The organism is Aeromonas molluscorum (assembly GCF_051376105.1).
GTDB classification, from domain to species: domain Bacteria; phylum Pseudomonadota; class Gammaproteobacteria; order Enterobacterales; family Aeromonadaceae; genus Aeromonas; species Aeromonas molluscorum.
The window spans coordinates 1,988,588-2,014,291 of record NZ_JBPQCY010000001.1; the positions used below are offsets into that span (position 1 = coordinate 1,988,588).

The 25,704-nt window shown below is 58.3% G+C and carries 33 protein-coding genes; 19 read left to right on the plus strand and 14 right to left on the minus strand.

Annotated features, from left to right (window positions below; all coding sequences use genetic code 11):
• The 4 genes from petA to zapE all read right to left on the minus strand — a co-directional run bounded on the left by petA (position 1) and on the right by zapE (position 3,078).
• Complete coding sequence (petA, locus tag ACSMDR_RS09820; RefSeq protein ID WP_005891087.1) at positions 1–591, minus strand: ubiquinol-cytochrome c reductase iron-sulfur subunit; 591 nt, start codon at positions 589–591, stop codon at positions 1–3.
• Positions 592–879: 288 nt separating this feature from the next.
• The gene (gene rpsI, locus ACSMDR_RS09825) at positions 880–1,272 is read right to left on the minus strand and encodes a 30S ribosomal protein S9 (RefSeq protein ID WP_005891084.1); all 393 of its coding nucleotides are present in this window, start codon (positions 1,270–1,272) and stop codon (positions 880–882) included.
• Between the two features lie 15 nt (positions 1,273–1,287).
• Entirely contained in the window at positions 1,288–1,716 is a 429-nt protein-coding gene (gene rplM, locus ACSMDR_RS09830; protein ID WP_005891081.1) for a 50S ribosomal protein L13, read from the minus strand.
• A 267-nt stretch (positions 1,717–1,983) separates the two neighbouring features.
• Complete coding sequence (zapE, locus tag ACSMDR_RS09835; protein WP_436468068.1) at positions 1,984–3,078, minus strand: cell division protein ZapE; 1,095 nt, start codon at positions 3,076–3,078, stop codon at positions 1,984–1,986.
• Between the two features lie 139 nt (positions 3,079–3,217).
• Between zapE and ACSMDR_RS09840 the strand changes: the two genes are divergently transcribed.
• The 12 genes from ACSMDR_RS09840 (at position 3,218) to ACSMDR_RS09895 (ending at position 14,140) form a co-directional block, all read left to right on the plus strand.
• Positions 3,218–3,598, plus strand: coding sequence for a Z-ring associated ZapG family protein (locus ACSMDR_RS09840; RefSeq protein ID WP_436468069.1), 381 nt, complete (start codon positions 3,218–3,220; stop codon positions 3,596–3,598).
• A gap of 81 nt (positions 3,599–3,679) precedes the next feature.
• Positions 3,680–5,038 (plus strand): Do family serine endopeptidase, encoded by a 1,359-nt coding sequence (locus ACSMDR_RS09845; RefSeq protein ID WP_005891069.1) that lies wholly within the window; start codon positions 3,680–3,682, stop codon positions 5,036–5,038.
• Positions 5,039–5,149: 111 nt separating this feature from the next.
• On the plus strand, positions 5,150–6,274 hold the full coding sequence (gene degS, locus ACSMDR_RS09850; protein ID WP_436468070.1) for an outer membrane-stress sensor serine endopeptidase DegS: 1,125 nt from the start codon (positions 5,150–5,152) through the stop codon (positions 6,272–6,274).
• Between the two features lie 328 nt (positions 6,275–6,602).
• The gene (locus tag ACSMDR_RS09855) at positions 6,603–6,959 is read left to right on the plus strand and encodes a transcriptional regulator (protein WP_005891063.1); all 357 of its coding nucleotides are present in this window, start codon (positions 6,603–6,605) and stop codon (positions 6,957–6,959) included.
• Positions 6,960–7,325, plus strand: coding sequence for an SFCGS family glycine-rich protein (locus tag ACSMDR_RS09860; RefSeq protein ID WP_005891061.1), 366 nt, complete (start codon positions 6,960–6,962; stop codon positions 7,323–7,325).
• Positions 7,325–7,621, plus strand: coding sequence for a DUF4312 family protein (locus ACSMDR_RS09865; RefSeq protein WP_005891059.1), 297 nt, complete (start codon positions 7,325–7,327; stop codon positions 7,619–7,621). The genes ACSMDR_RS09860 and ACSMDR_RS09865 overlap by 1 nt, the downstream gene beginning before the upstream one ends.
• A 24-nt stretch (positions 7,622–7,645) precedes the next feature.
• Positions 7,646–8,422 (plus strand): DUF4311 domain-containing protein, encoded by a 777-nt coding sequence (locus ACSMDR_RS09870; RefSeq protein ID WP_005891057.1) that lies wholly within the window; start codon positions 7,646–7,648, stop codon positions 8,420–8,422.
• 10 nt (positions 8,423–8,432) lie between these two features.
• Positions 8,433–9,083, plus strand: coding sequence for a DUF4310 family protein (locus ACSMDR_RS09875; RefSeq protein ID WP_436468071.1), 651 nt, complete (start codon positions 8,433–8,435; stop codon positions 9,081–9,083).
• A gap of 50 nt (positions 9,084–9,133) precedes the next feature.
• On the plus strand, positions 9,134–10,270 hold the full coding sequence (locus ACSMDR_RS09880) for an amidohydrolase/deacetylase family metallohydrolase (RefSeq protein WP_436468072.1): 1,137 nt from the start codon (positions 9,134–9,136) through the stop codon (positions 10,268–10,270).
• A complete protein-coding gene (locus ACSMDR_RS09885; RefSeq protein ID WP_436468073.1) occupies positions 10,254–11,369 on the plus strand; it encodes a DgaE family pyridoxal phosphate-dependent ammonia lyase in 1,116 nt (371 codons plus the stop codon). The genes ACSMDR_RS09880 and ACSMDR_RS09885 overlap by 17 nt, the downstream gene beginning before the upstream one ends.
• A complete protein-coding gene (dagF, locus tag ACSMDR_RS09890; RefSeq protein WP_436468074.1) occupies positions 11,369–12,109 on the plus strand; it encodes a 2-dehydro-3-deoxy-phosphogluconate aldolase in 741 nt (246 codons plus the stop codon). The genes ACSMDR_RS09885 and dagF overlap by 1 nt, the downstream gene beginning before the upstream one ends.
• Before the next feature lie 126 nt (positions 12,110–12,235).
• Positions 12,236–14,140 carry a BglG family transcription antiterminator gene (locus tag ACSMDR_RS09895; RefSeq protein WP_436468075.1) on the plus strand — a complete coding sequence of 635 codons (1,905 nt, stop codon included), beginning with the start codon at positions 12,236–12,238 and terminating at the stop codon, positions 14,138–14,140.
• 15 nt (positions 14,141–14,155) lie between these two features.
• On the opposite strand, the gene npr is transcribed toward ACSMDR_RS09895, so the two are convergent.
• From npr to ACSMDR_RS09945, 10 genes are all read right to left on the minus strand, one after another.
• On the minus strand, positions 14,156–14,428 hold the full coding sequence (npr, locus tag ACSMDR_RS09900; RefSeq protein WP_005891045.1) for a PTS phosphocarrier protein NPr: 273 nt from the start codon (positions 14,426–14,428) through the stop codon (positions 14,156–14,158).
• Positions 14,429–14,447: 19 nt separating this feature from the next.
• The gene (rapZ, locus tag ACSMDR_RS09905; RefSeq protein WP_436468076.1) at positions 14,448–15,314 is read right to left on the minus strand and encodes an RNase adapter RapZ; all 867 of its coding nucleotides are present in this window, start codon (positions 15,312–15,314) and stop codon (positions 14,448–14,450) included.
• Positions 15,315–15,361: 47 nt separating this feature from the next.
• On the minus strand, positions 15,362–15,808 hold the full coding sequence (gene ptsN, locus ACSMDR_RS09910) for a PTS IIA-like nitrogen regulatory protein PtsN (protein ID WP_005891040.1): 447 nt from the start codon (positions 15,806–15,808) through the stop codon (positions 15,362–15,364).
• Positions 15,809–15,810: 2 nt separating this feature from the next.
• Positions 15,811–16,098 (minus strand): ribosome hibernation promoting factor, encoded by a 288-nt coding sequence (gene hpf / locus ACSMDR_RS09915; protein ID WP_436468077.1) that lies wholly within the window; start codon positions 16,096–16,098, stop codon positions 15,811–15,813.
• 21 nt (positions 16,099–16,119) lie between these two features.
• Positions 16,120–17,559: an RNA polymerase factor sigma-54 gene (locus ACSMDR_RS09920; protein WP_436468078.1), complete on the minus strand. Its 1,440-nt coding sequence runs from the start codon at positions 17,557–17,559 to the stop codon at positions 16,120–16,122.
• A 65-nt stretch (positions 17,560–17,624) separates the two neighbouring features.
• Positions 17,625–18,350, minus strand: a complete 726-nt coding sequence (gene lptB, locus ACSMDR_RS09925) for an LPS export ABC transporter ATP-binding protein (RefSeq protein ID WP_005891032.1) — start codon at positions 18,348–18,350, stop codon at positions 17,625–17,627.
• Positions 18,351–18,353: 3 nt separating this feature from the next.
• The gene (lptA, locus tag ACSMDR_RS09930) at positions 18,354–18,878 is read right to left on the minus strand and encodes a lipopolysaccharide transport periplasmic protein LptA (RefSeq protein WP_436468244.1); all 525 of its coding nucleotides are present in this window, start codon (positions 18,876–18,878) and stop codon (positions 18,354–18,356) included.
• Positions 18,865–19,425 carry an LPS export ABC transporter periplasmic protein LptC gene (gene lptC, locus ACSMDR_RS09935; protein ID WP_436468245.1) on the minus strand — a complete coding sequence of 187 codons (561 nt, stop codon included), beginning with the start codon at positions 19,423–19,425 and terminating at the stop codon, positions 18,865–18,867. Before lptC ends, lptA begins: the two co-directional genes overlap by 14 nt.
• On the minus strand, positions 19,425–19,979 hold the full coding sequence (kdsC, locus tag ACSMDR_RS09940) for a 3-deoxy-manno-octulosonate-8-phosphatase KdsC (protein ID WP_005891023.1): 555 nt from the start codon (positions 19,977–19,979) through the stop codon (positions 19,425–19,427). The genes lptC and kdsC overlap by 1 nt, the downstream gene beginning before the upstream one ends.
• On the minus strand, positions 19,979–20,974 hold the full coding sequence (locus ACSMDR_RS09945) for a KpsF/GutQ family sugar-phosphate isomerase (protein WP_436468079.1): 996 nt from the start codon (positions 20,972–20,974) through the stop codon (positions 19,979–19,981). Before ACSMDR_RS09945 ends, kdsC begins: the two co-directional genes overlap by 1 nt.
• Positions 20,975–21,179: 205 nt before the next feature.
• On the opposite strand from ACSMDR_RS09945, the gene mlaF reads away from it, so the two are divergent.
• From mlaF to murA, 7 genes are read left to right on the plus strand one after another with little or no spacing between them, the layout of a single operon-like run.
• Positions 21,180–21,980 carry a phospholipid ABC transporter ATP-binding protein MlaF gene (mlaF, locus tag ACSMDR_RS09950; RefSeq protein ID WP_040318789.1) on the plus strand — a complete coding sequence of 267 codons (801 nt, stop codon included), beginning with the start codon at positions 21,180–21,182 and terminating at the stop codon, positions 21,978–21,980.
• Positions 21,980–22,759, plus strand: coding sequence for a lipid asymmetry maintenance ABC transporter permease subunit MlaE (gene mlaE, locus ACSMDR_RS09955; protein WP_005891016.1), 780 nt, complete (start codon positions 21,980–21,982; stop codon positions 22,757–22,759). Before mlaF ends, mlaE begins: the two co-directional genes overlap by 1 nt.
• Positions 22,760–22,766: 7 nt before the next feature.
• Positions 22,767–23,264 (plus strand): outer membrane lipid asymmetry maintenance protein MlaD, encoded by a 498-nt coding sequence (gene mlaD, locus ACSMDR_RS09960; RefSeq protein ID WP_436468080.1) that lies wholly within the window; start codon positions 22,767–22,769, stop codon positions 23,262–23,264.
• Between the two features lie 2 nt (positions 23,265–23,266).
• Positions 23,267–23,899: a phospholipid-binding protein MlaC gene (gene mlaC / locus ACSMDR_RS09965; protein WP_005891012.1), complete on the plus strand. Its 633-nt coding sequence runs from the start codon at positions 23,267–23,269 to the stop codon at positions 23,897–23,899.
• Positions 23,896–24,168: an STAS domain-containing protein gene (locus tag ACSMDR_RS09970; RefSeq protein ID WP_040318788.1), complete on the plus strand. Its 273-nt coding sequence runs from the start codon at positions 23,896–23,898 to the stop codon at positions 24,166–24,168. Before mlaC ends, ACSMDR_RS09970 begins: the two co-directional genes overlap by 4 nt.
• A complete protein-coding gene (gene ibaG, locus ACSMDR_RS09975; protein WP_005891007.1) occupies positions 24,168–24,425 on the plus strand; it encodes a BolA family iron metabolism protein IbaG in 258 nt (85 codons plus the stop codon). Before ACSMDR_RS09970 ends, ibaG begins: the two co-directional genes overlap by 1 nt.
• Positions 24,426–24,442: 17 nt before the next feature.
• Positions 24,443–25,699 (plus strand): UDP-N-acetylglucosamine 1-carboxyvinyltransferase, encoded by a 1,257-nt coding sequence (murA, locus tag ACSMDR_RS09980; protein WP_005891004.1) that lies wholly within the window; start codon positions 24,443–24,445, stop codon positions 25,697–25,699.
• The last annotated feature ends 5 nt before the right edge of the window (positions 25,700–25,704 follow it).

Consider the following 25,704-nt stretch of genomic DNA (forward strand, 5'->3'; position numbering starts at 1 on the left):
TCAGGCCTCCTTGCCATCGACACCGACCAGGATGGTGGTGTCGCTGAGATACTGGTACGGCGGGATCACCAGATTCAGTGGGGCAGGTACCCCCTGAAACACGCGACCGGCCATGTCGAATTTGGAACCATGACAGGGGCAGAAAAAGCCAGAGCTAACCCCTTCAACCTGCTCACCGAAACTGTCTGGCAGATAGGTTGGGGAACAGCCCAAATGGGTACAGATACCAACAGCCACAAAGATTTCCGGCTTGATGGACCTGTATCCGTTGTGGGCATAGTCAGGCTGTTGGGGCTCATCGGATTTTGGATCGCGCAACAGGTTGTCGTGCGTCGGCAGGCCATCCAGGATCTGCTTGGAACGATTGACCACCCAGACCGGTTTGCCGCGCCATTCAACACGAATGAGTTGACCCGGCTCCAACTTGCTAATGTCGACTTCAACCGGAGCGCCAGCAGCCTTGGCCTTGGCACTCGGGTTCCATGATTTTATAAACGGCACTGCGGTAAAAGCAGCCCCTACCCCACCAACGGCGATCGTTGACCAGGTAAGAAATCTGCGGCGGCCGGTATCAACTGGCGCATTGCTCATCCAAAAACTCTCCCATGTGGACTCGGCGCATTCTTATAATGTCCCTGTTCCCCTGTGACAACAGTGGCGGAAGCAGGAGTTACAATTGTCACAGAAAAATCGAGGAAATTTTAAAGAAAAGATAACAAATTGACAAGAAAGAGAAGCGAAGGGCAAAAACAATAAAGACACAATTTTTTGTCTTTTGTGACGTGAGGTTAGCAATGGCCATTAAAATGTTACCAATAAAAAAAGCCTGGCGGCTGCCAGGCTTTTTTAACACTCGAAAGAGTGAGTACCAAAAGCGAATTAACGCTTGGAGTACTGCGGACGCTTACGAGCTTTGTGCAGACCGACTTTCTTACGCTCAACCTTACGGGCATCGCGAGTAACAAAGCCTGCTTTACGCAGTTCACCGCGCAAGGTTTCATCGTACTGCATCAGAGCACGAGTGATACCGTGACGGATCGCACCAGCTTGACCGGAGATGCCACCACCGTTAACGGTGATGTACAGATCCAGTTTCTCGGTCATTTCAACCAGTTCCAGCGGCTGACGAACTACCATACGGGCAGTCGGACGACCGAAGTACTGCTCCAAGGAGCGCTGGTTGATTACGATTTTACCGCTACCCGCTTTGATAAAGACGCGAGCAGTGGAGCTTTTGCGACGGCCGGTACCGTAGTATTGATTTTCTGCCATGTTGCCAGTTCCCGATTAGATATCCAGTACTTGAGGTTGCTGAGCAGCATGAGCATGCTCGGCGCCTGCGTAAACTTTCAGTTTACGGAACATGGCACGGCCCAGAGGACCCTTCGGCAGCATGCCTTTGATAGCAGCTTCGATTACCATTTCCGGTTTACGCTTGATCAGCTTGTCGAAGCTGATTGACTTGATACCACCCGGGAAACCGGAGTGAGAATGGTAGATTTTATCGGTAAATTTCTTACCGGTAACATGCACCTTCTCAGCGTTTACAACGATGATGTAATCACCGGTGTCAACGTGCGGAGTATACTCAGCTTTGTGCTTGCCACGCAGGCGAGCAGCAATCTCAGTTGCGATACGACCCAGAGTTTTACCTTCTGCGTCCACAATGTACCAGTCACGTTTTACGGTTTCTGGCTTGGCAACGAAAGTTTTCATTAAGTTAAACCCAATTACCTGTTACAGACCCAATTGCTTATGGGGGCTCTCCCACAAACAACAAACGATGGCCTACCTGTACCCCTTCGAATACAAGTAAAGCTTTAAAGTATTGCTGTCTTATCGACAGCTGTAACGTGGGCCGGGCGATTATAAGTGAAGTTGCCTTAAATATCACCTGCTAATTTCACTGCCATGAAGCTAGCAAATGTCGCCCGACCCTACCTGCCGCAGATGCCCATCGACTGGCAGGCGCGGGTATTGTGACTAAGGAAGGTGTACTCTGGCAAGGTATTCGTGCGATTGCATCTCCTGCAGGCGTGAAAGACAACGTTTGAACTCGAAGCTGAGCAGACCTCCGCTATAGAGCTCCGTCATGGGGACAGCTGCCGAAATGATGAGCTTGACGTGACGCTCATAGAACTCGTCGACCATGGCAATGAAGCGCCGCGCCGCATCCTCGGATGAAGACCCCATCGGCTGCACCTCGGCCAGCAGCACAGTATGGAATAGTCGTGACAGTTCGATGTAATCCCCTTGGGAGCGGGCGCTGCGGCAGAGTTGCTCGAAGCTGATGTAGAGCAGCCCCTCCTCGGCCCCCAATGTCTGCAACTGACGATGATTCACCTCTATGGCCGATGGCAATGCCTGTTTCTGGCCGGTCAATTGCTGGAAGTAACGCTCCAGATTGGATCTTGCTTCCCCGTCGAGGGGGTGGTGATAGATCTCGGCCTGCTCCAGGGTCCGCAACCGGTAATCGACTCCCCCATCGACATTGAGGATCTCGCAGTGCTGCTCGATAAGCGCGATCGCCGGCAAAAAACGTGCCCGTTGCAGACCATTGCGATAGAGATCCTTCGGGGGGATATTGGAGGTCGCCACCAACACGACGCCGTGGCCAAACAGAGCCTGGAACAGGGTGCCAAGCAACATGGCATCCGTGATGTCGGAGACGAAAAACTCATCAAAACAGATGATGTCTGTCTCACTGGCCAGCTTGCTGGCAATGAGATTGAGGGGGTCGGCCTGACCGGTCAAGCCTTTGAGTTCATCATGTACCCTGTGCATGAAGCGGTGGAAATGCACCCGCAACTTGCGATGACCAGGCAAGGCATCAAAAAAAATATCCATCAGCCAGGTCTTGCCCCGACCAACACCACCCCACATATATAATCCCCGAACAGGTATGACGGCTGGCGGTTTTTGCAACCAGCCCAACCAACCACGGGATCTGGTCGGAGTCGGGGGAGCGCACAAATCCTGATAGAGTCGCTCCAGATGTGCCACTGCCATCGCCTGGGCCGGATCGGCCTGAAAATCAGAACGTTGCAGATCTTGCTGATATTTTTGCTGCGGGGTCATCCTGTCAAACGTCTCCAAGTCCCTGAATAGAGGACAAAAGAGTATCACGGCCCCGGGGCGCACGGTATAGTGCCTCCAGGGTTGACGGCCATTCCGGGCCTTCATCCACATGTTGAATTAGCTGTAACAAGGAGCATCTATGAGTCTGTTAAATGGGATCCTGCTGGCCGCTGCCGCCCTGATTATCGGAGTCCTGATTGGTCGTTTCTCGGTGCGTAGCCGTGATGCCGGTCGCCTCGAGCGCGAACTCAACACTGCCCGCAAGGACATGGAAAGTTACCAAGGCCAGATCAACAACCACTTTGCCGACAGCGCCGCCCTGATGGAGCAGTTGGCCGAGCAGTACCAGACTCTCTACCGCCACATGGCCGAGCAGAGCAAGTTCCTGGCCAAGGCCGAGGAGCCACTGTTCCGTGAATCTGAGGTCGAAGAAACGCCTGCCCCTGATGAAGAGAGCCAAGGTCTGCCTCCACGGGACTATGCCGGCAGTGCCTCAGGCCTGTTGAAGCAATCCAGCTGACACTTTCTTTGAACTAATGCCTTGATCCGTAGTCAGATTCTTGGCGAAAGCACTGTCAATCAACTGGGAGCTGTTATTCATATGCGTAAACCTCTTTCTCTGCTCAGCGTACTAGCCCTCAGCGTCGGTATCGCCATGTCTGCGGCCCCTGCCCAGGCGGCACTGCCTTCCCTGATGGGAAACCAGGATATCCCGAGTCTGGCCCCCGTGCTGGAACAGGTGACCCCTGCGGTGGTCAACATCTCTGTCTCTGGCAAGAAAGTCACCAGACAGCGTCTACCCGAGCAATTCCGCTTCTTCTTCGGCCCCAACATGCCTGACGAACAGGTCAGCGAGCAACCCTTCCAGGCACTCGGTTCTGGGGTCATCATTGATGCCAAGAAAGGCTATGTGATCACCAATGCTCACGTCATCCACGAGGCGGACGAGATCAAGGTCAGCCTCAAGGATGGCCGCGAGTTTACGGCCAAGAAGATTGGCGAGGACAAGCAGTCCGATATCGCTCTGCTGCAGATCAAGGCTGATGACCTGACTGCCATCAAGATGGCTGACTCCGACGAGCTGAGAGTCGGGGATTATGCCCTGGCCATCGGCAACCCCTTCGGCCTGGGTCAGACGGTCACCTCTGGCATCGTCTCCGCCCTGGGACGGAGCGGTCTGAACATAGAGAACTTCGAAAACTTTATTCAGACTGACGCAGCCATCAACTCGGGTAACTCAGGTGGGGCCTTGCTCAACCTGCGTGGCGAGCTGATCGGTATCAATACCGCCATCTTGGGTCCGAACGGCGGTAACATTGGCATTGGCTTTGCCATTCCATCCAACATGGTGCGCGACCTGTCCGAGCAGATCATCAAGTTCGGCGAGGTACGCCGTGGCCAACTGGGTATCACAGGCGCCGAACTGACCTCCGATCTCGCCAAGACCTTCGGCTCCACCAAGCAAAATGGCGCCTTCGTCAACCAGGTCATGCCGGGCTCCTCAGCCGACAAGGCTGGCATCAAGGCCGGTGATATCATCTCCAGCATTGATGGCAAGGCCATACGTTCGTTTGGGGAACTGCGTGCCAAAATCGCGACCATGGGCGCCGGCAAGCAAGTCACCCTCGGCATAGTGCGCGACGGCAAAGAGGAGAGCGTCAAGGTTACCCTGAAACAGGCCGATGACAGCGAGGTGCGTGCCAGCGCCCTGCATCCGGCACTGGAAGGCGCCAAGCTGAGCACCACCACGGATCCCGTGGCTGGCGTGGCCGTCTCCGAGATAGATCCGCGCTCCCCGGCAGCCGCTACCGGCTTGCAGAAGGGGGATGTGATCATCGGGGTCAACCGGCTGCGGGTGAATGCCCTCGCCGACCTGACCAAGGCGTTGAAGAACAAGCCGGATGTACTGGCCCTCAACATACAGCGCGGCGATTCCTCTCTCTACCTGGTGATCCGTTGATCCCGTCCTGATCGAGCCATCACCCCCAATCACCCGCGACTCAGGTCGCGGGTGATTTTTATTCACCGTTAGTGTTATTCTCTGCTGGCAGCGAGCCGCAATGAGAATGAAATGAAAATCCCACCTCTGATCAGTTACTTGGGTAAGTCAATCGCCTTTGGCCTCATGGTCGCGGCCCTATTACTGCTGTTCTTCCCCAGCCTCAGAGGCGGCGCCCTGCTGCCCGACCTCATCAGTAACAGCCGGGAGATGAGCTTCTCCTATGCCGCCCACCGCGCAGGTCCTGCCGTGGTCAATATCTACACCCGCAGTTTCGCCGGAAATCGTGGCGAGAAAGCCGAACTCAGGCCCCAGGGGCTGGGCTCCGGGGTCATCATGAACCAGCGTGGCCATGTGCTGACCAACTACCATGTCATCGCCGATGCGGACCAGATCATAGTCGCACTGCAAGATGGCCGGGTGTACAGCGCGGAGCTGGTCGGTACCGACAAGCTCACCGACTTGGCCGTACTCTATATCGAGTCAGACAACCTGCCAGTGATCCCCCAGGATCCCGATCTTCGCCCAGACGTCGGGGATGTGGTGCTCGCCATCGGCAACCCCTATAACGTCGGTCAGACCATCACTCAGGGCATCATCAGCGCCACGGGTCGCCTCGGTCTCTCCAGCATGGGGCCTGACAGCAATGGCCGTCAGGATCTGCTGCAGACCGATGCCGCCATCAACGAGGGCAATTCAGGGGGAGCCCTGGTCAATACCAATGGCAACCTGGTCGGTATCAACACCGCCGCCTATCACCTGAACGGCAACCAGGAGAGCTACGGTATCAGCTTCGCCATCCCCTATCGCCTGGCCAAACGCATCATGGACGAGTTGATCGCCAATGGCCGGGTCATCCGTGGCTATCTCGGCATCTCCAGCGTCGAAATCAATCCCATAGTGGCGCGCATGATGAACCTGGGTGATCTGCGTGGCCTGGTGGTCGAAAGCCTGGATCCTGCCGGCCCTGCCGCCAAGGGCGGTATGCAACGAGGGGATGTGCTGCTCAAGATCAATGGCGAGGCCATCAGCGGCGTCCGGGCCGCCATGGATAGGATTGTCGAGAGCCGACCCGGCGCCCAGATGAAGATTTCGGTGATCCGCGACGGCAAGCCCCTCGAACTGACGGTGACCATAGAAGAAGACCTGCGCTACCAGAACCAGCAAGACGCCACTAGTGCGGCCAACGCCAGCTGACCCTGCCCCTGCGACGGACGGGACTCATTCCGTCCGCCATCTGACTCCCACGCCCCCACTGCCCTCCTTCCCTGATGTGAACAAGGTCACACTTCCTGCACCTGGCTTCGCAAGCGCTTGCGCCACCGAGCTGTGAGGTTGCTCACATCCTCAGCCCCCTTGACACCCAATCACCGGATCCAGGTCAAGAAAATCCCTCCCTCAGCACCGCTGACGCCGAATTTCCATTTGCTTGTGGAAAAAGCCTGCCTCCCTGTCCCTCCCGGGGAGGAATAGGGTAATCCCATATCTCGTCGTCACCATCTCGTTGTCATCAGGAGAGCAGACTTTGCAAGCAAGTAATCACGGCCTCACCCCCAGCAGCCCGCAGATAGCGCGCAAGAGTACCGATACCCTGGCCCGCATCTATCCCCTGCTCGCCGAGCGCGGAATAGTACCCAATGACGTGCAGCAGCAGATGCTCGCCTCCCACGTCAAGGCCATGGTGTGGCGCTCTTACAGTGGTGAAGCCCTGCCGGAAGTGGATCTCTCTCTGTTTGACGAGATCTCCCCCCTGTCACTGCGGCTGGCCGAACAGGTCGTCGCCTGGCTAGACAACCTGGCCTATGAAGAAGCCCATCTGTTATCTGTCCACTTCGAAGTGGCCAAAGAAAATGAACTCAGCTCAGTCAAAGGAGACCACTAAATGTCAGCTATCAAACTCGTGATCGGCGATCGTCTCGGTAAAGGTCAGAAAGTAGGAGCCGGTGCCAGTGCGGCCGGGGCCGAGGTCACCGTGATCCCCGGCATGGCCGCGGACATGAAACTTGGCGATGTGATGAACAAGGAGCAGGCGGATCTTGGCATCTCCTTCTGTGGCAGCGGCGGCGCTGGCGCCATCACGGCCCAGACCAAATACGGCTACAAGTGCCGCTATGGCATGCGCTCCGTCGAAGAGGGCGTCACCGCCATCAATGATGGCTGTGTGGTGCTCGGCTTCGGTTTCATGGACAAGGAAGAGCTGGGTCAGAAGCTGATCGAAGCCTTCGCCAAGAAGCACGGGCGCGCCTGATGCAGCACCAGTTCACCAGCCAAGTGGTCGTGAGCGGAAAGGGTTCCACTCGGCAACAAGCCTTTGCCGCCGCGCTCAGCAAGGTGCAGCAAAACCTGCTCAAGGAGACAGAGCAGGTGCTGCTGCGGGTCGAACCGCTCGCGGTCAAGGTGCTCAAGGCAGAGGAGTCGACCCGGGTCGAGAAGTTCCTGTTCTTCTTCCTGCCACGGACACGGCACGAATTTCGGGTCGAACTCGAGATCCAGGTCAGCATCAACGCGATCGATACCCGACAGGTGGACTTCACCCGGGTGTAACGCGATTCAAAAAGGATAGGTTGCATGTTTCTAATCATTTTTATCAAGTCGCTGATCATCGGCGGCCTGGTGGGGGTCGGGGTTGGGGCCGGAGCGGCCCGCATGTTCCATGCACCGACAGTACAGGGCATGGGGGCATTTCGTACCCTGGGGGAGCTCAACTCCTGTGAAGGGGATCCTGCCTCCCACTTCTCCTTCGGTCTGGGCTTCTTCTTCAACGCCTGGGCTTCAACCGTGGCGGCCGGTGCCTTCACCCAGGACGTGGATCACCGCATCATCCCCCACTGGGCTACGGCCGTGTTGATGATCAAGAACCGGGATCTGGCCACGACCTTGCACGATCCCAAGAAGATGGCGATCGCTGGCGGCATCATTGGTGCCATCGTGGTTGCCTTCCTCAACAGTACGGCAGCCGCCGTACCAGAGGCGCTGCAGGTGACCGCGGTCAAGGTGCTGGTCCCCGCCGCAAACCTGCTGGTCAACACCATCATGCCGGTGATCTTCTGGCTGGCGGCCATAGAAGCGGGCAAGAAGTCCGGCTTCTGGGCCACCATCTTCGGAGGGCTGGCCCAGCTCATCATGGGTAACGCAGTACCGGGCCTGGTGCTTGGCATCCTGATCGGTAAAGGCGTGGAAGAGAGCGGCTGGAACCATGTCACCAAGGTAATGATGACCGCCATCGTGCTGCTGTTCGTGCTGAGCGGATTCTTCCGCGGCTTCGACATGAAACTGATTGAGTCTTTCCACCTGGGCATCCCCCTGTGGCTGGATAACGTCCATAACCTGCTTAGCAGCAAATAAGGGCTATCCCATGGATGAGAAACTGAGAAACAACTTCTGGTATGCCGACTGGTCCTTCCCCATCTTCGTCGGGCTGCTCTCGGCCGGTGTCTTTGCCGGTACCCACATGTACTACCTCTATGGCGTGGGTGCCTTCAACGAAGTGGCCTTCGTCTCCATGCTGCGCGCTGGCATGGATACCGGCGTCTATGGTGCCGTCGCCGCCTTCGGGGCCAGCTTCCTGTTTGCCCGCATCATCGAGGGCTCCCTGGTGGGGATACTCGACATAGGCGGGGCCATCCAGACCGGGGTTGGTTTGGGGATCCCTGCCCTGCTGATGGGCGCAGGCATCATGTACCCGGTGGAGAACTTTGGCGCCGCGCTGGCAACCGGCATGGTCATTGGTCTCGCCATCGGCGGCCTCATCATACTGGCGCGCAAATTTACCGTGAACCAGAGTGACTCGACCTACGGGGCAGATGTGATGATGGGGGCAGGCAACAGCTCAGGCCGCTTCCTGGGCCCCTTGATCATCCTCTCCGCCATCGGGGCCTCCATCCCCATCGGACTCGGATCCCTGTTTGGTGCCCTGCTGTTCTACCTCTGGGGCAAACCCATCACCGGCGGAGCCATACTCGGCGCCATGCTGCTGGGAGCCTTCTTCCCGATCGCCATATCCTGACCCTTCTGTTCGCCACCCCAAGGTGGCGAACAGAACCTGCGAGGCATCCTATGTACGACATCATCTTCAGGCGAGCACGCCTGGCCTGCGGCGAGCTGACCGATGTGGCCATTGCAGCGGGCAAGATTGCCGCCCTCGGCCAACTCGACACGGCCCAGGCCAGCCGCGAACTGGATCTCGCTGGCAACCTCTATCTCAGCGCCGGCTGGATAGACTCCCACACCCACTGCTACTCCAAGTCCCCCATCTATCAGGATGAGCCGGACAAGATAGGAGTCGAAGCCGGCGTCACCACCGTCATCGACGCCGGCAGCACCGGCGCCGACGATGTGGACGAGTTCAAGGAACTGACGGAGCAATGCCAGACCCGGGTCCATGCCCTGCTCAACATCTCCCGCATCGGTCTGCTGCGCCAAAATGAGCTGGCTAACCGCACCGACATCGATCCGGACCTGGCCCAGGCGGCCATCCGCCGTCACCCCGGCTTCATCGTCGGCATCAAGGCTCGGATGAGTGGCAGCGTGGTGGGCGAGAACGGCCTGGAGCCGCTGCGCATCGCCAAGCAGATCCAGCGCGACAACGGCAATCTGCCGCTCATGGTGCATGTGGGCAACACCCCGCCGGATCTCGACGAGCTGGTCGCCCTGCTCGGCCAGGGCGATCTGCTGACCCATTGCTATAACGGCAAGCCCAATCGCATTCTGACTCCTGCCGGAGAGCTCAGGCATTCAGTGCGCAGTGCCATGACTCGCGGCTTGCTGATGGACGTCGGCCACGGCGGCGCCAGCTTCAGCTTCGAGGTGGCAGAGCAGGCCATCAAGGCAGGCGTGCTGCCGGACACCATCAGCTCGGATATCTACTGCAAAAACCGCATCAAGGGCCCCGTCTACAGCCTGGCCCACGTCATGTCCAAATTTTTGGCCATCGGCCTGCCTCTGGATCGGGTCATCGCTTGCGTCACCGACCGAGCCGCCGATGCCCTGCGCCTCCATGACAAGGGGCGGCTGACGGTGGGGGCCGATGCCGACCTGACCCTGTTCGAGCTGGCCCACCAGCCGCACCTGTTCGCCGATACCGAGGCGCAGCACCGCAGCGGCGACCACCAGCTGATGCCTGTCGCCGCTCTGGTGGCCGGCGAACTGACTCTGACTCAATATGGGGAATCTCATCATGTCTTCCGTCTATGAAAAATATGACCTCAAGCCGGTGATCAACGCCTCCGGCCGCATGACCATCCTCGGGGTATCCACCCCGGAACATGAGGTGGTCGAGGCGGTCAACTTCGGCCTGGATCACTACTTCGAGGTGAAGGATCTGGTCAACAAGACCGGCGCCTATATCGCCCGCCTGCTGGACGTAGAGGATGCCGTGGTGGTCTCCTGCGCCTCCGCTGGCATCGCCCAATCGGTGGCCGCCATGATAGTGCGCGGCGATCCCTACCGTCTGGAACAGCTGCATGCCCACCCGCATCAGGTGCCAAGCGAAATAGTGTTGGCCAAGGGCCATAACGTGAACTTCGGCGCGCCGGTTGGCACCATGATCAACCTCGGCGGCGGCAAGCTGGTCGAGGCGGGTTATGCCAACGAATGCAGTCCGGCCCAGTTGACGGCGGCCATTACGCCCAATACCGCCGCCATCCTCTATATCAAATCCCACCACTGCGTGCAGAAGAGCATGCTGTCGGTCGCAGAGGCGGTCGACGTGGCCCAGGCCCACCAGCTGCCGCTCATCGTCGATGCGGCGGCCGAGGAGGATCTGCAGCTCTACTATCGACTCGGGGCCGATCTGGTCATCTACAGCGGCGCCAAGGCCATCGAGGGCCCAACCAGTGGCCTGGTACTCGGCAAGCATCAGTATGTGGAGTGGGTCAAGCAGCAAAGCAACGGCATCGGCCGTGCCATGAAGGTCGGCAAGGAGGGGATCCTCGGCCTGACCCATGCCATAGAGCGCTACCTGGCCCGCGAGATGGAGAGCGGCGCCGCCATGGTCGCCAAGATGACCCCTTTCATCGAGCAGTTGAATCAACTGCCGGGCGTCAGCGCCAGTGTGATCTGGGACAGTGCCGGACGAGACATAGCCCGCACCGACATTGCCTTCGACCATGCCAGACTCCCAATGAATACGACCCAGCTGGTGCAGCGCCTGCAAGGGGGCAATCCAGCCATCTACTGTCGCGGCTACAAAGCCAATGAAGGCCATATCGAGATAGACGTACGCAGCGTCAGCGCAGCCCAGCTCGACCAGATCCATACCGCCATCGCTCACCTTGTCCAGGAGACTCGTTAATGTCCCTCACCCCCAATTACTACCGTGACCGCGTCTGCCTCAATGTGCTGGCGGGCTCCAAGCAGAATGCCGTCGATGTCTATGAAGCCGCCGAGGGCCACGTGCTGGTCGGCGTCCTCTCCAAGAGCTACCCCGATGTCCCAAGTGCGGTGGCAGACATGCGCGACTATGCGGGCCGCATCAACAATGCCCTCTCCATCGGTCTGGGGGCGGGCGATCCCAAACAGTCGGCCATGGTCGCCGAGCTGGCGGGCCAGTTGCAGCCTCAACACGTCAATCAGGTGTTTACCGGTGTCGGCGCCAGCCGGGCGCTGCTTGGTCAGAGCGAGAGCCTGGTCAATGGTCTCCTTTCCCCAACCGGCATCCCCGGCATGGTAAAGATCTCCACCGGCGCCCTCAGTGCCCAGCAGGCCGATGGCATTGTCCCCATCGCTACCGCCATCGCCCTGCTGAAAGACATGGGCGGCAGCTCGGTCAAGTTCTTCCCCATGAATGGTCTCGCCTGCCGGGATGAGTATGTGGCTGTGGCCGAGGCGTGCGCCCGCCATGACTTCTGGCTGGAGCCCACCGGCGGCATCGATCTCGACAACTTCGAGGAGATAGTGCGCATTGCCCTGGAGGCGGGGGTGGCAAAGGTGATACCGCACATCTACAGCTCCATCATCGACCAGGCCAGTGGTGAGACCCGGCCAGAGGATGTGCGCACCCTGCTCGCCACCGTCAAGGGCTTGCTGGCTTGATATCGCGGTAGACGCTGGCGAGCACCCAACCCGACTCAGCTGGTCGGGTTGGGCTATTGAACGATTTGTCGATATGATCCCATCCCTCATCCCCTCATGGCCAGATCGGAGCGACCCAGTCCCCTTATGAAGTTTCCTACTCCCCGTCTGAACCAGTTGCTGGATACCCTGCGCGATCAAGCCTTGCCCCAGGAGGAGCTCGCGCGCCGCCTGCAGGTCTCGACCCGCACAGTGCGCACCGATGTCTCGACCCTCAATGAGCTGATCGCCAACCACGGCGCTCACCTCATTCATCAACGTGGGGCCGGTTATCAGCTCAAGATCTACAACCTGGCGCTCTTCGATGCGTTGCTTGCCAGCCGTCAGCAAGAGGCGAGCCTGCCACGGACCAGCCGGGAGCGGGTGTTGCACCTGCAGGTCATGCTGCTCAGTGCCGAACAGGGGATCCGGCTGGAGGACTTGGCCGATACCTGGTATCTGAGCCGGGCGGCATTGCAGGGGGACATGGCGGAGGTGCGCGAGCGACTGGCTCATTTCGGACTGACCATAGAGAGCAAGGCCCGTCTGGGCATGCGCATCCAGGGCGAGGAGACGGCGATCCGCGCCTGCCTGACCCAGCTGCTTTCTCAAGAGCTGCTCCATAACACTCAGTTACAGAGTCTGCTGCCAACCCTGTGTCCCAGCAAGACCCTGGAGGTGCTCGGCAATCGCATCCACGAGCAGCTCGGTCGCCACCGGTTACGACTGACCGATGAGGGACTGCAGCAGCTGACCATCTATTGCGCCGTCGCCTTGCTGCGGCTGGCCGCAGGTCACGAACTGGCTCAGTTCGATACCGAAGATCTGACCGACAGCATGCTGGCGGCGGCCGGAGACATCTTCGCGGAACTGCCCAGCCTGACGCCGCCAGGTGCGAGCGAGCTGGCCTGTCTGGCCATCCAGATCCAGGCGCGGGTCATTGCCGACAACCCCCTGCTCAATCCAGCCATGACCGCAGAGAGTCAGCGGCTCGTCAGCCACCTGCTCGACTATATCCACCAGCATTTCCCCTACGACCTTCGTCACGATCCCCAATTACGCGGGGATCTGCTCACCCACATCAGCACTATGTTGCTGCGGGTCAAATACCAGGTAGGCAGCCATAATCCGCTGGCCGAGCACATCAAGCAACACTACCCCCTCGCCTACGACATCACCCTTGCCGCCATCTCCGAGTGGATCAGGCAAACGCCCTATCGCCTCACCGACCACGAGATAGGCTACCTGGTGATCCACATAGGGGTCGGACTGGAACGTCACTACGACATTGGCTACGAGCGGCGCCCGCATGCCCTGCTGCTATGCGATGCAGGCAACGCGACCTTCCGGGTACTGGAAGCCAGCATCAGACGTGAATACCCCCAACTGAGGTTTACCACTCTGGATTCGGTGCGCGACTACGAGATGCTGGGCAAGCTGGAGCAGGATTTCGTGATAAGTACGGTACGGGTGAGCGAGAAGGGCATCCCCGTGGTACAGGTCAATCCTTTCCCTACCCAGTATCAGCTGGAGCAGCTTGGCAAGCTGGTGCTGATCGACCGCACCCGCCCCTACCTGCTCGACAAATACTTCAGCGAGCGCCACTTTCTCATCCTTGATGAGCCCATGAGCCAACATCAGCTGCTGGCACGAGTCTGTGAACAGCTGGAAGCGGAAGAGATGGTCGAGACCGGCTTTCGCGCCTCTCTGTTCGAGCGTGAAGCCATCGTCTCCACCATGCTGGGGGAAGGCATAGCCCTGCCCCACTCCCTCGGACTGCTGGCCAAGCGAACCTGCGTCTATACGGTGCTGGCGCCACAAGGCATAGAGTGGGGTAATGGCGAGAGTGCCGGCCTCATCTTCGTGCTGGCCATCAGTAAGGGGGACTATGAGGAGGCAATGGGCCTGTATGATCTCTTCATCAGCCTGATGAACGAGAAAGCCAGCAAGAGTCTGCTGGCCTGTGAAAACTTCGCCAGTTTCAAGGCGCTGGCACGCACAGGTCCCCACTAGCTAAAGGGGGCAATCCTACTCCTCGTTGAAACCCGAGGTGAACAGCGCCACCACTGCGGCCAAGGCCGCCTCTTCCTGGGGCCCTTCGGCTTGCACTTCCACCTGCTTGCCCTGGGCAGAATCGAGCATCAGCATGCCGATGACGCTGTCGGCATCGGCCTCGACCCCCTCTTCGTTACGCAGCAGCACATGGGCATCGAAACCCTGTACCAGCTCGAACAGCATCATGGCCGGACGCGCATGCATGCCCAGCTTGTTCTTCACTTCTACCGAGGCGGAAACTGTCATCTGACCTCCCGTTGGGCCATCAATGTTGCGGGTCGCGCTTGTCCAGAGTGCGATGGCGGATCTGCACGTTCTTGCCGAGCCCCTCGAAGGTGCGGGCCAGCTGCTCGGCGATAAACACCGATCGGTGCTGACCACCGGTACAGCCAATGCCGACCGTGAGGTAGCTGCGGTTGTTGCGCTCCAGGGCTGGCAACCAGGTCGCCAGCATATTCTCTATCTGCAGGGTGAACTGCATCACATCCGGCTGGCTGGCCAGGTAGCGAGCCACCGGCTCATCCTTGCCGGTAAAAGGCTTGAGCTCGGGGATCCAGTGCGGGTTGGGCAGGAAGCGGGCATCGAACACGAAGTCGGCATCCTTGGGTATCCCGTATTTGAAGCCAAACGACTCGAACACCAGCACCAGCTCGTTCTCTTTCTTGCCAAGCACCCGGGTCTTGATGAGTTCACTCAGGTCATGAATGCTGAGCCCTGTGGTGTCGATGCGCAGATCGGCGCTGGCCGAGATCGGCGCCAGCAGGTGGGTCTCCTCACGGATCGCCTCGTCCAACGAGAGACTCTTGCGTGACAGCGGGTGCAGCCGGCGGCTTTCGCCGTAACGCTTGAGCAGGGTGCTGTTCTCCGCATCGAAGAAGAAGCTGCTGTACTGCACCCGACCATCATTGCGCACCTGCGCCAGTAGCGTATCGAGCCGCTCCGGATCGCTGGGCAAATTACGCACATCTATGCTGACCGCCAGCTTGTCGTACTGACTCTGTACCGAGACGATCAGCTGGGGTAACAAATTGACCGGCAGGTTGTCGACACAGTAATACCCGAGATCTTCCAGTACCCGCAGGGCGACTGTCTTGCCCGACCCGGATCGGCCACTGACTACGATGAGCTGCATCTTGCGCCCTCCCACAACAAGGAATGATTAGAGCTGAGTGATGCCCATCAGGCGGAGATCATGATCTGATAGAGATCATCATCGCTGCTGGCCTGGCGCAACTGGCGGCATACCGCCTTGTCACCAAGTTTGGATGCCATCAGGGAGAGAGTCTTGAGGTGCTGCTTGCACTCACTCTCCGGCACCAGCAAGGCAAAGAGCAGATCGACAGGCTGATTGTCGATGGAATCGAAGGGAATGGGGTCTGCGAAGGTCATCAGGACAGCCGTTGGCGGAAACTCGTCACCGATACGGCCGTGGGGAATGGCAATCCCGGCACCGATGCCGGTACTGCCCATCTTTTCGCGGGCAAGCAGACATTCGAACAGAGCCTGGCGTGAGGTCCCCAGCCGCTCGGCGGCCAGTTCGCTGATGATTTCCAGGGCGCGTTTCTTGCTGGTACAAGGGACCGCACTCTTGGTGCAGTCCCGACTCAGTATGTGTTCAAGTTGCATAGTTATTTTTGATTTAACTTGTCTTTGTGCTTGATGATCTGTCGATCAAGTTTGTCGAGCAGGGTATCGATCGCGGCATACATATCTGCATGCTGTGAGTTGGCGAACACTTCGCCCCCACTGACGTGTAGCTTGGCTTCGGCAATCTGGTTCAGTTTTTCTACGCTCAATACCACATGAACATTGTTGATCTGGTCAAAGTGACGCTCGAGTCTGGCAAACTTGGTATTCACATAATCACGTAGCGCTTCGGTGATCTCTACGTGGTGTCCGGTCAAGTTAATTTGCATAACGTCTTCCTTTTGTTTTGCCTAAACCAGGCATTTGCGCTGATTGGACGGTGGTATCAACAAGGATTCACGGTATTTGGCGATCGTGCGTCGTGCCACCATAATACCCTGTTCGGCCAACAAATCCGCGATCTTGCTATCACTTAACGGTTTCGCCGGGTTCTCCGCCGTCACCAGCTTCTTGATCAGGGCGCGAATTGCAGTCGATGAGCATTCACCTCCTCCTTCGGTATTGACGTGACTTGAGAAGAAATATTTCAGTTCGAAGATGCCGCGCGGGGTATGCATGTACTTCTGGGTCGTCACCCGGGAAATAGTCGATTCATGCATCTCGACCGCCTCGGCGATGTCGTTGAGCACCATGGGTTTCATGGCCTCTTCGCCATATTCAAAAAACCCCTGCTGCTGCTCCACTATGCAAGTGGCTACTTTCAGCAAAGTTTCATTGCGGCTCTCCAGACTCTTGATGAACCATTTTGCATCTTGCAGATGGGAGCGAATGAATTGGGTATCCTGGCTGGTACGCGCCTGGCGGGCCATGGCCGCATAGGTCTCATTGACCCGAATGCGCGGTGCAGAATCCGGATTGAGCTCCACCACCCAGCGATTCTGACGCTTGATGACAGACACATCCGGGATCACATATTGAGAGTCACTCTGCACTACCCTGTTGCCGGGCCTCGGCTCGAGCTGCTGAATAAGGTCGATGACCTCCTTGAGATCCCCCTCCTTGAGGCGGGTCTTGCGCGCCAGGGTGCGATAGTCACGATTGCCCAGCAAATCCATGTGCTCACCAATCACCTCCCGCGCCTCGGCCAGCCAGGGCAGATCTGGGCTGAATTGGCCAAGCTGGATCAACAGACACTCTTGCACAGAGCGCGCGGCGATACCGACCGGATCGAAATGCTGCACCCGCTTGAGCACGGCTTCAACCTCGTCGAGCTCTACTTCAACCTCTTCGCTGGTCACCGCCTGCCGAATATCCTCCAGGGTACTGGTCAGGTAACCGGACTCGTCAATGCCATCGATGATGGCCAGGGCGATGGCGGCATCAACATCGCTAAAAGGGGTGAGTCGCATCTGCCACAGCAGGTAATCTTGCAGGTTCTCGGTGGTTTCACCTTGGTATACGCTGTCTTCTCCCTCAAAGACAGGACCCGCACTCTGACCGGTACCGGCGGAGTAGACGTCATCCCAGCTGCTGTCGACCGGCAACTCATCGGGCATCTGTTCCTGGGCCATGGCATCGCTGCTGTCGAGCTGACTCTCGTCTTGCTTGACCTCTGCATGGGTCTCCTGCAGCTCGGCCTCTTCTTGCTCGAGCAGGGGGTTGTTGTCGAGGGCTTGCTGGATCTCCTGCTGAAGTTCCAATGTGGAGAGCTGGAGCAGACGAATCGCTTGTTGTAACTGTGGCGTCATGGTCAATTGCTGACCGAGGCGCAACTGGAGTGTCGGCTTCATCTACGTCGGGATATCCTTATATTCAGCGAGGCGGTCATCAGCAAGCAAAGGGCAATTTCCCCTTACTATAGACTGAATTGATCGCCCAAATAGACACGCTTGACCTGTTCATCGGCCAGGATCTCGGCAGGAGTGCCTTCCGCTATCATCTGGCCATGGCTGACGATATAGGCCTTCTCACATACGTCCAGCGTCTCTCGCACGTTGTGGTCCGTGATAAGCACACCCAAGCCCCGTTCCTTGAGGTGCTGGATGATCTTCTTGATGTCGATGACTGAGATGGGATCCACCCCGGCAAAGGGTTCATCCAGCAGGATGAAGCGCGGTTCGGCGGCCAGGGCGCGGGCGATCTCGACCCGGCGGCGCTCGCCACCGGACAAGCTCTGGCCCAGGTTGTCGCGAATGTGGGTGATGCTGAACTCTTCCAGCAGCTGCTCAACCTTGTCTTCGCGCTCCTCCCGACTCAACTCCTTGCGGGTCTGCATGACCCCCATGAGGTTGTCATAGACGGAGAGACGGCGAAAGATGGACGCTTCCTGAGGCAAATAGCCGATGCCATTGCGGGCACGGATATGCATGGGCTGCAGACTGATATCCTGCTCATCTATGGTGATGAGGCCCGCATCGCGCTGCACCAGGCCGACGATCATGTAAAAAGAGGTGGTTTTGCCCGCACCGTTAGGACCGAGCAGGCCCACTATTTGACCGGTACCAACTTCCAGGCTGACATCACTGACCACCATGCGCTTTTTGTAGCTCTTCTGCAGCCCTGCTGCTTTCAACACGGCCATGATTTATTTGTCCTGCTTCTTGTCGGCGGGCTTGTCGAAGTTCTCAACCTGGTCAGGCAGGAACACCGTCTTGACGCGATTGGTCTCACCCTTGCTCTCGGCAATCATCTTCTGCTTGACGATGTCGTAGCGGATGAGGTCCCCGTTGACCTGGCTGTCCTCCTGCTTGAGCTCGCCATTGCCAGTGATGGTCACCAGACGGTTTTTCAGCTCATAGCGAATGCTGTCACCGTGCGCATTGACCGGCTTGCCGTTGTCCAGGATCTGGAAGAAGGTGGCTGGCTTGCCATAGGCTGTCATCACCTCGGCCCCCCGCTCGCCGGAGCGGATCACCACGACCTTGTCGGCCTTAATCTTGATGGTGCCCTGGGTAATGATCACATCATCACTGAAGGTGACACGGTTGTCCTGCATCTCGGCGATCTGCTTGACTGCATCCACATACACCTTCTCGGCGAAGTCGGACTCTTTAGCATTGACGCCGCCACACAGCAGCAGCGCCAGGACGGCCAGGTTAACGTTTTTCATTGAAATAGATGGCATGACCTTGATCCAGTAATTCGAAATATTTGCGATCCAGATGGCCCTTCAGGCCCACGCCCTCGGTCTGGAACTCTTTGGCGACTATGTTGACCTGCCGATTACTTCTCACATCCTGAGTCACCAAGTCCAGCTCCAGATAGGGTGTATCCAGGGTGGAAATGAAGGAGGTAGGCAAGAGGCCATCGAGATGCACCTTGTCACGCAGTATCACGTTGTCGTCCGTGTTGAGCACTCCTGTCTCGGCGGTCACCTTCCACTCTTCCTTGCCCTTGTCATCGAACAGATAGACGATGGGCTTGTCGAACGTAGCCTGCTCGAGCAGCTGAAAATACTCTGCATAGACAGATTCCAGCCGCTCGCTGCGCTTGCCTGTCTCGTCGAAGCGGGTAGTCACCAGATCCTTGGCGATGAAGTCCGGCTGATAATGCTCTGTCTTGGTCGCGGCCGGCGGCGCCAGGGTGACGTCCCCCAGCTGCCAGATGGCCAAGGCAACCAGGAAGAGCACGGCGAACAGCAGGGTCTGGCGATTGATCATGCCGATACCTCAGCCAGCTCATCGGCATGGCCCTGAGCCTGCAAGATGAGATCGCACAGCTCGCGTACAGCTCCCATGCCGCCTCCCAAACGGGTGACGAGATCGGCGCGGGAGGTCACCAGCGGATGGGCATCGGCAACCGCAACCCCCAAACCACAAGCCTGCATCACGGGCAGATCTATGGTGTCATCCCCCATATAAGCTGCCTGGGTGGCATCCAGACCCAACTTGACCAGTAGGGCTTCAAAATGGGGCAGCTTCTGCTCCGCCCCCTGGACCAGATGCTTGACTCCGAGGCTCGCCATCCGGTTGCTGACGATCCGCGAGTTGCGGCCGGTGATGATGGCTATCTCAATCCCCGCCTTCATCAGGGCCTTCATGCCTGCTCCATCCCGGGTACAGAAGGTCTTGAGCTCTTCGCCATCATTGCCCATATAGATGAGGCCATTGGAGAGTACGCCATCCACATCGCACACCAGCAGGCGAATACGGGCAGCCTTCTCATACTGGCCTGCCGTCACTGGGCCATAGGGCGTCGCAATCTGTTGCATCAAATCACTCCCGCCTTAAGCAGATCGTGCATGTTAAAGGCACCGAGCGGTCGTTTGTCCGCATCAACTACCAACAAGCCATTGATTTTTTTGGTTTCCATCAGCTTTACCGCCTCGGCAGCCATCATCTCTGGTCTTACGGTAACACAGTTGGCTGTCATCACCTGCGCGATAGACGTGCTGTGGATATCCACCCGCAGATCCAGAATGCGGCGCAGGTCGCCATCGGTGAACAGGCCAGCCAGCAGACCATCGGCATCGACTACGGCCGTCATGCCGAGACCCTTGCCGCTCACCTCCAGCAAGGCCTGACTGATGGTGGCATCTATCCCCACCTGGGGCAACAGATCTCCGGCATGCATCAAATCGCCAACCCGCAGCAGCAGACGCTTGCCCAGGGATCCCCCCGGATGGGAGAGCGCGAAGTCATCGGCGGTGAACCCCCTGGCTTCAAGCAGGGCAACCGCCAGGGCATCCCCCATCACCAACGTAGCCGTGGTGCTGGAGGTGGGCGCCAGTCCCAGAGGACAGGCCTCCTGCTCGACCCTGACGCAGAGATGCACATTCGCCTCTTTGGCCATGGTAGAGGTCGGGTTGCCGGTCATGCAGATGAGCGGTATACCACGGCGCTTGAGTACCGGCAGCAGGGCCAGGATCTCGTCGCTCTCCCCTGAATTGGAGATGGCGATGATGAGATCTCCAGCCGAGATCATGCCAAGATCGCCATGACTGGCTTCACCGGGGTGCAAGAAGAAGGCGGGGGTGCCAGTGCTGGCAAGGGTGGCGGCAATCTTGTTGCCTATGTGGCCGGACTTGCCCATGCCAGTGACGACTATCTTGCCAGCGCAGCTCAGCATCAGCTGGCAGGCTCGCACGAACGTCTCATCCAGGTACTGATGCAAGCCCTCAATGGCTTGTTTCTCTATGTCCAGCACCGCTTTGGCACTGCGACGAAAATCGAACATTTCAGACAGGTTTTCAGGCTTGACAGACATATAGGGACAGCTCCGGGCCGAAATTAGCTGCGGGATTATAAAAAAGTCTGCCCAGATAAGCGAATCTGATGGTTTCTGGCGAACATGATGGGGAGTAAAGGCCGGAAACTGTCACCTACAAAGCGGGCCTGCCTGCTCAATAGTTGTTCCTTACTGTTGCTTAGACCTAGACTAGCCCATAAAATTCGCTCTTCATTTGCACCCGATGGACAATTGTTTGAACAACGATCTGATCACCATCTCCGATCTCAGCTTCAGTCACGGCGATCGCCTGCTCTACGACAACATCAGCCTCACCATCCCCCGTGGCAAGGTGACTGCTGTGATGGGGCCAAGCGGGATCGGCAAGACCACGCTGCTGCGGCTGATCGGCGGTCAACTCAAACCCGATGCCGGTACCATATTGTTTGACGGTGAGGATGTGCCCAGCCTGTCGCGCAGCCGCCTCTATACCCTGCGCAAGCGGATGAGCATGCTGTTCCAGAGTGGTGCCCTCTTTACCGGTATGACGGTGTTTGACAACGTGGCCTTCCCCCTGCGTGAGCACTCCGGATTGCCCGAGGAGCTGATCCACACCATCGCCATGATGAAGCTGGAAGCGGTCGGCCTGCGCGGTGCAGCATCCCTGATGCCTTCCCAGCTATCTGGCGGCATGGCCAGACGTGCGGCCCTGGCCAGAGCGATCGCCCTGGATCCGGACCTCATCATGTTCGATGAGCCCTTTGTCGGCCAGGATCCCATCACCATGGGGGTGTTGGTCAAACTCATCCGCGAGCTCAATGACGCCCTCGGCATCACCTCCGTGATTGTCACTCACGATGTCACCGAGGTGATGAGCATTGCCGATTACGCTTATATCATCGCCAATCGCAAGATAGTGGCCCAGGGTACCCCCCAACAGCTGCGGGAAGACAGCAACCCAGAGGTCGAACAGTTCCTGCAGGGGCTGCCCGATGGTCCGGTTCCATTTCATTTCCCGGCTGGCGAACTGCTACAGGATCTATGATGTTGATAAGTCAAATAACCCAGTTGGGGCGATCCGGGATCCAGTCTCTGACCGCCATGGGACGAGCGACCATCATGCTGTTTCACGCCCTGGCTGGTCGCCCGCAACCGTGCAAACACTTCCCGCTGCTTATCCAGCAGCTCTATGTAGTGGGGGTGCAATCGGTCGCCATCATCCTGGTCTCCGGTCTCTTCATCGGTATGGTGCTCTCCTTGCAGGGTTACAACGTACTGAAAGACTTCGGTGCGGAAGGGAGCTTGGGGCCGCTGGTCTCCCTCTCCCTGCTCCGTGAACTCGGTCCTGTGGTGACGGCTCTGCTGTTCGCAGGGCGGGCCGGTTCAGCGCTCACCGCCGAGATAGGCTTGATGAAGGCGACCGAACAGCTCTCCAGCCTGGAGATGATGGCGGTCGATCCCCTGCGCCGTGTGGTAGCGCCCCGTTTCTGGGCTGGCGTCATCAGCATGCCGCTGCTGGCCTTCATGTTCAGCCTGGTCGGCATCATGGGTGCCAAATTAGTCGGTGTAGACTGGCTAGGAGTCGATGAGGGTGGCTTCTGGTCAGCCATGCAGGCCGCAGTAGACTGGCAGGACGACATCATGCAGGGCGCCATCAAGAGTGTGATCTTCGCCTTGGTCGTCACCTGGATTGCGCTCTTTAACGGCTATGATGCCAAGCCCACCTCGGCTGGGATAAGCCAGGCCACGACACGCACCGTGGTCAACTCCTCCCTGGCCGTGCTCGGCCTGGATTTTATACTCACCGCAATCATGTTTGGATAAGGTAAAGATGAAGTTCAGCAAAGTAGAATTCCTGGTTGGCGCCTTCATGCTGGCCGGCATCGCAGCCATTCTGGCTTTGGCACTGCAAGTCGCAGGTTTGAGCTTTAAACCGGAGGGAGAAACCTATACCCTGCGCGCCCATTTCGATAATATCGGCGGCCTGAAAGTACGTTCGCCGGTCAAGGTGGGCGGTGTGGTAGTCGGTCGAGTCAGTGATATCACTCTGGACAGCAAAAACCAGGTGCCCGTTGTCACTCTGGAGATGCAAAAGAGCGCCGGAGAATTCTCTGAAACCAGCACGCTCTCCATCCTGACCTCTGGTCTGCTCGGCGAGCAGTATATTGGTCTGGTACCCGGTTTCTCCGACGATGAGATGGGAACGGGCATGCTCAAGAATGGCGACACCATAGAAGACACCAAGTCCGCCATAGTGCTCGAGGACCTGATTGGCAAATTCCTGTACAGCCAGTCTTCCGATAGCAAAGACGATACCAACAAGGAGTAACCATGTTGAAAAAAATGACCCTGCTGTTCGGGCTGATGGCCAGCATACTGTTCTCCTTGGTTGCCCAGGCAGAGAGCTACCCGAGTGACCCCTACGCCTTGGTCGATACCGCCGCCAAGCAGACGTTCGCTCGCCTGAAGGCCGATCAGAGTCAGATCAAGCAGAACCCGGATCATCTGCGGGTCATCATTCGTGAAGAGCTGTTGCCTTACATAGATACCCGCTTTGCCGCCTACAAGGTGCTCGGCAACCAGATCAAAGAGACCACCCCGGCCCAGCGTGATGCCTTCGTGCAGGTGTTCACCGAATACATGGTCAGCTCCTATGCCGATGCCCTTGCCCATTTTGACAAACAAGTGGTCAAGGTCGAACCGGGCAAGCCCGCGACCGGCAGCATCACGGCGGTCAGCGTCAGCGTCAAGGAGAGTGGCAAGCCCGATCTCTTCCTCGAATTCAAGCTGCGCAAGAACAACAAGACCGGTGAGTGGAAAGCATTCGACATGGTGGCCGAAGGCATCAGCCTGCTCTCCGCCAAGCAGAGCGAGCTCGGTGGCCTGATCCGCCAGAATGGCATAGACGCCGTGATTGCCCAGCTGCAGGCCCACAACGCCAAGCCGCTGGCACTCAAATCATGATGTTCGGTACCGACCTGCAATCCGAGCAGGTCATCACTCTGTGGCAGAGCCGCGACCAGTGGTGGCAGCAAGATAGTCTGGACCTGAGCCGGGTCGAGCGCCTCGACTCCGCCGGACTGGCACTGCTGGTCAAGTGGGCCAAGGCCGCACTGGCAAGGGGTAGTCAACCTCAGCTGATCAACGCCACCGCCGACATATATACCCTGGCGACCCTGTACGGGGTCGTCGGTCTTTTTCAACCCATTGCGCAACAAACCGAGGACGCATAATGCAAGTCTCTGAAATTGAAGCACTACTCCTAGAGGCATTGCCCCTGTCCGAAGTGCACGTCAAAGGGGATGGCAGTCACTATCAGGTGATCGCCGTCGGCGACATGTTCGACGGCATGAGCCGAGTCAAGAAGCAGCAGGCCATCTACGCCCCGCTGATGGACAAGATCGCCACCAACGCCATTCATGCCCTCTCCATCAAGGCCTTTACGCCGACCGAGTGGGCCCGTGAACGCAAATTTATCCTGCCCTCCTGATTTGGTATTTAAGTAACATGGACAAATTCAAGATCGATGGTCGTTGCACCCTCAACGGCGAAGTGACCATCTCCGGCGCCAAAAACGCTGCCCTGCCGATCCTGTTCGCCACCTTGCTGTGTGACGAAGAGATCCAGCTCTCCAACGTGCCCCGCCTCAAAGACGTCGGCACCACCCTCAAGCTGCTGGAGATGCTGGGTGCCAGCACCAAGGTCAACGGCAACGTGACCGTGCTGACCGGAGCCGTCAACAACCACGTCGCCCCCTATGAGCTGGTCAAGACCATGCGAGCCTCCATCCTGGCGCTCGGCCCCCTGGCCGCACGCTTCGGTGCCGCAGATGTCTCCCTGCCTGGCGGTTGCGCCATTGGGGCCCGTCCGGTCAACCTGCACGTGCACGGTCTGGAGCTGATGGGTGCCAAGATTGCCATCGAAGATGGCTACATCAAGGCTCGCGTCGATGGTCGCCTCAAGGGTGCCCACATACTGATGGATATGATCTCCGTCACCGGCACCGAGAACCTGATGATGGCCGCAGCCCTGGCTGAGGGTCGTACCGTGATCGAAAACGCCGCCCGTGAGCCGGAAGTGGTCGATCTGGCCAACTTCCTCAACACGCTCGGCGCCAAGGTTCAGGGAGCAGGCACAGATACCCTGACCATCGACGGGGTTGAGAAGCTGCACGGAGGCGCCTACAGCGTCCAGCCGGATCGCATCGAAACCGGTACCTTCCTGGTCGGTGCCGCTGTCACTGGCGGTAAAGTTGTCTGCCGCAAGACGGATCCTTCCCTGCTGGAAGCTGTGCTGGTCAAGCTGGAGGAGGCGGGCGCGCTCATCGAGAAGGGCTCAGACTGGATCAGCCTGGATATGACAGGCCGCACCCTCAAGCCGGTCACCATCAAGACGGCCCCCTACCCGGCCTTCCCGACCGATATGCAGGCTCAGTTCACCGTGTTGAACGCCGTCGCCAAAGGCACCGGCATGGTCACCGAGACCATCTTCGAGAACCGCTTCATGCACGTGCCAGAGCTGGTACGTATGGGGGCAGACATCGAGCTGCAGGGCAACGTTGCCATCTGCCGTGATACCGAACAGCTCAAGGGTGCCCAGGTCATGGCCACCGACCTGCGTGCCTCAGCCAGCCTGGTACTGGCCGGTTTCGTCGCCGAAGGCACGACCATAGTCGAGCGTATCTATCACATCGACCGTGGCTACGAAGACATAGAGCACAAGCTGCAGGCCCTGGGTGGCCGTATCGAGCGCATCAAAGAGTAAACGCT

Coding starts and splice junctions, on each gene's coding strand:
- ACSMDR_RS09860 (WP_005891061.1), top strand. CDS start 6,960: ATGTCAGCTATCAAACTCGTGATCGGCGATCGTCTCGGTAAAGGTCAG.
- lptB (WP_005891032.1), bottom strand. CDS start 18,350: ATGGCCGTGTTGAAAGCAGCAGGGCTGCAGAAGAGCTACAAAAAGCGC.
- npr (WP_005891045.1), bottom strand. CDS start 14,428: ATGACAGTTTCCGCCTCGGTAGAAGTGAAGAACAAGCTGGGCATGCAT.
- ACSMDR_RS09880 (WP_436468072.1), top strand. CDS start 9,134: ATGTACGACATCATCTTCAGGCGAGCACGCCTGGCCTGCGGCGAGCTG.
- murA (WP_005891004.1), top strand. CDS start 24,443: ATGGACAAATTCAAGATCGATGGTCGTTGCACCCTCAACGGCGAAGTG.
- ACSMDR_RS09970 (WP_040318788.1), top strand. CDS start 23,896: ATGATGTTCGGTACCGACCTGCAATCCGAGCAGGTCATCACTCTGTGG.
- rpsI (WP_005891084.1), bottom strand. CDS start 1,272: ATGGCAGAAAATCAATACTACGGTACCGGCCGTCGCAAAAGCTCCACT.
- ACSMDR_RS09845 (WP_005891069.1), top strand. CDS start 3,680: ATGCGTAAACCTCTTTCTCTGCTCAGCGTACTAGCCCTCAGCGTCGGT.
- ACSMDR_RS09870 (WP_005891057.1), top strand. CDS start 7,646: ATGTTTCTAATCATTTTTATCAAGTCGCTGATCATCGGCGGCCTGGTG.
- mlaC (WP_005891012.1), top strand. CDS start 23,267: ATGTTGAAAAAAATGACCCTGCTGTTCGGGCTGATGGCCAGCATACTG.
- ACSMDR_RS09865 (WP_005891059.1), top strand. CDS start 7,325: ATGCAGCACCAGTTCACCAGCCAAGTGGTCGTGAGCGGAAAGGGTTCC.
- ACSMDR_RS09840 (WP_436468069.1), top strand. CDS start 3,218: ATGAGTCTGTTAAATGGGATCCTGCTGGCCGCTGCCGCCCTGATTATC.
- ACSMDR_RS09920 (WP_436468078.1), bottom strand. CDS start 17,559: ATGAAGCCGACACTCCAGTTGCGCCTCGGTCAGCAATTGACCATGACG.
- zapE (WP_436468068.1), bottom strand. CDS start 3,078: ATGACCCCGCAGCAAAAATATCAGCAAGATCTGCAACGTTCTGATTTT.
- hpf (WP_436468077.1), bottom strand. CDS start 16,098: ATGCAAATTAACTTGACCGGACACCACGTAGAGATCACCGAAGCGCTA.
- lptA (WP_436468244.1), bottom strand. CDS start 18,878: ATGAAAAACGTTAACCTGGCCGTCCTGGCGCTGCTGCTGTGTGGCGGC.
- kdsC (WP_005891023.1), bottom strand. CDS start 19,979: ATGCAACAGATTGCGACGCCCTATGGCCCAGTGACGGCAGGCCAGTAT.
- mlaE (WP_005891016.1), top strand. CDS start 21,980: ATGTTGATAAGTCAAATAACCCAGTTGGGGCGATCCGGGATCCAGTCT.
- ACSMDR_RS09945 (WP_436468079.1), bottom strand. CDS start 20,974: ATGTCTGTCAAGCCTGAAAACCTGTCTGAAATGTTCGATTTTCGTCGC.
- dagF (WP_436468074.1), top strand. CDS start 11,369: ATGTCCCTCACCCCCAATTACTACCGTGACCGCGTCTGCCTCAATGTG.
- ibaG (WP_005891007.1), top strand. CDS start 24,168: ATGCAAGTCTCTGAAATTGAAGCACTACTCCTAGAGGCATTGCCCCTG.
- ACSMDR_RS09875 (WP_436468071.1), top strand. CDS start 8,433: ATGGATGAGAAACTGAGAAACAACTTCTGGTATGCCGACTGGTCCTTC.
- petA (WP_005891087.1), bottom strand. CDS start 591: ATGAGCAATGCGCCAGTTGATACCGGCCGCCGCAGATTTCTTACCTGG.
- ptsN (WP_005891040.1), bottom strand. CDS start 15,808: ATGCAACTTGAACACATACTGAGTCGGGACTGCACCAAGAGTGCGGTC.
- mlaD (WP_436468080.1), top strand. CDS start 22,767: ATGAAGTTCAGCAAAGTAGAATTCCTGGTTGGCGCCTTCATGCTGGCC.
- degS (WP_436468070.1), top strand. CDS start 5,150: ATGAAAATCCCACCTCTGATCAGTTACTTGGGTAAGTCAATCGCCTTT.
- ACSMDR_RS09895 (WP_436468075.1), top strand. CDS start 12,236: ATGAAGTTTCCTACTCCCCGTCTGAACCAGTTGCTGGATACCCTGCGC.
- rapZ (WP_436468076.1), bottom strand. CDS start 15,314: ATGCAGCTCATCGTAGTCAGTGGCCGATCCGGGTCGGGCAAGACAGTC.
- mlaF (WP_040318789.1), top strand. CDS start 21,180: ATGGACAATTGTTTGAACAACGATCTGATCACCATCTCCGATCTCAGC.
- rplM (WP_005891081.1), bottom strand. CDS start 1,716: ATGAAAACTTTCGTTGCCAAGCCAGAAACCGTAAAACGTGACTGGTAC.
- ACSMDR_RS09885 (WP_436468073.1), top strand. CDS start 10,254: ATGTCTTCCGTCTATGAAAAATATGACCTCAAGCCGGTGATCAACGCC.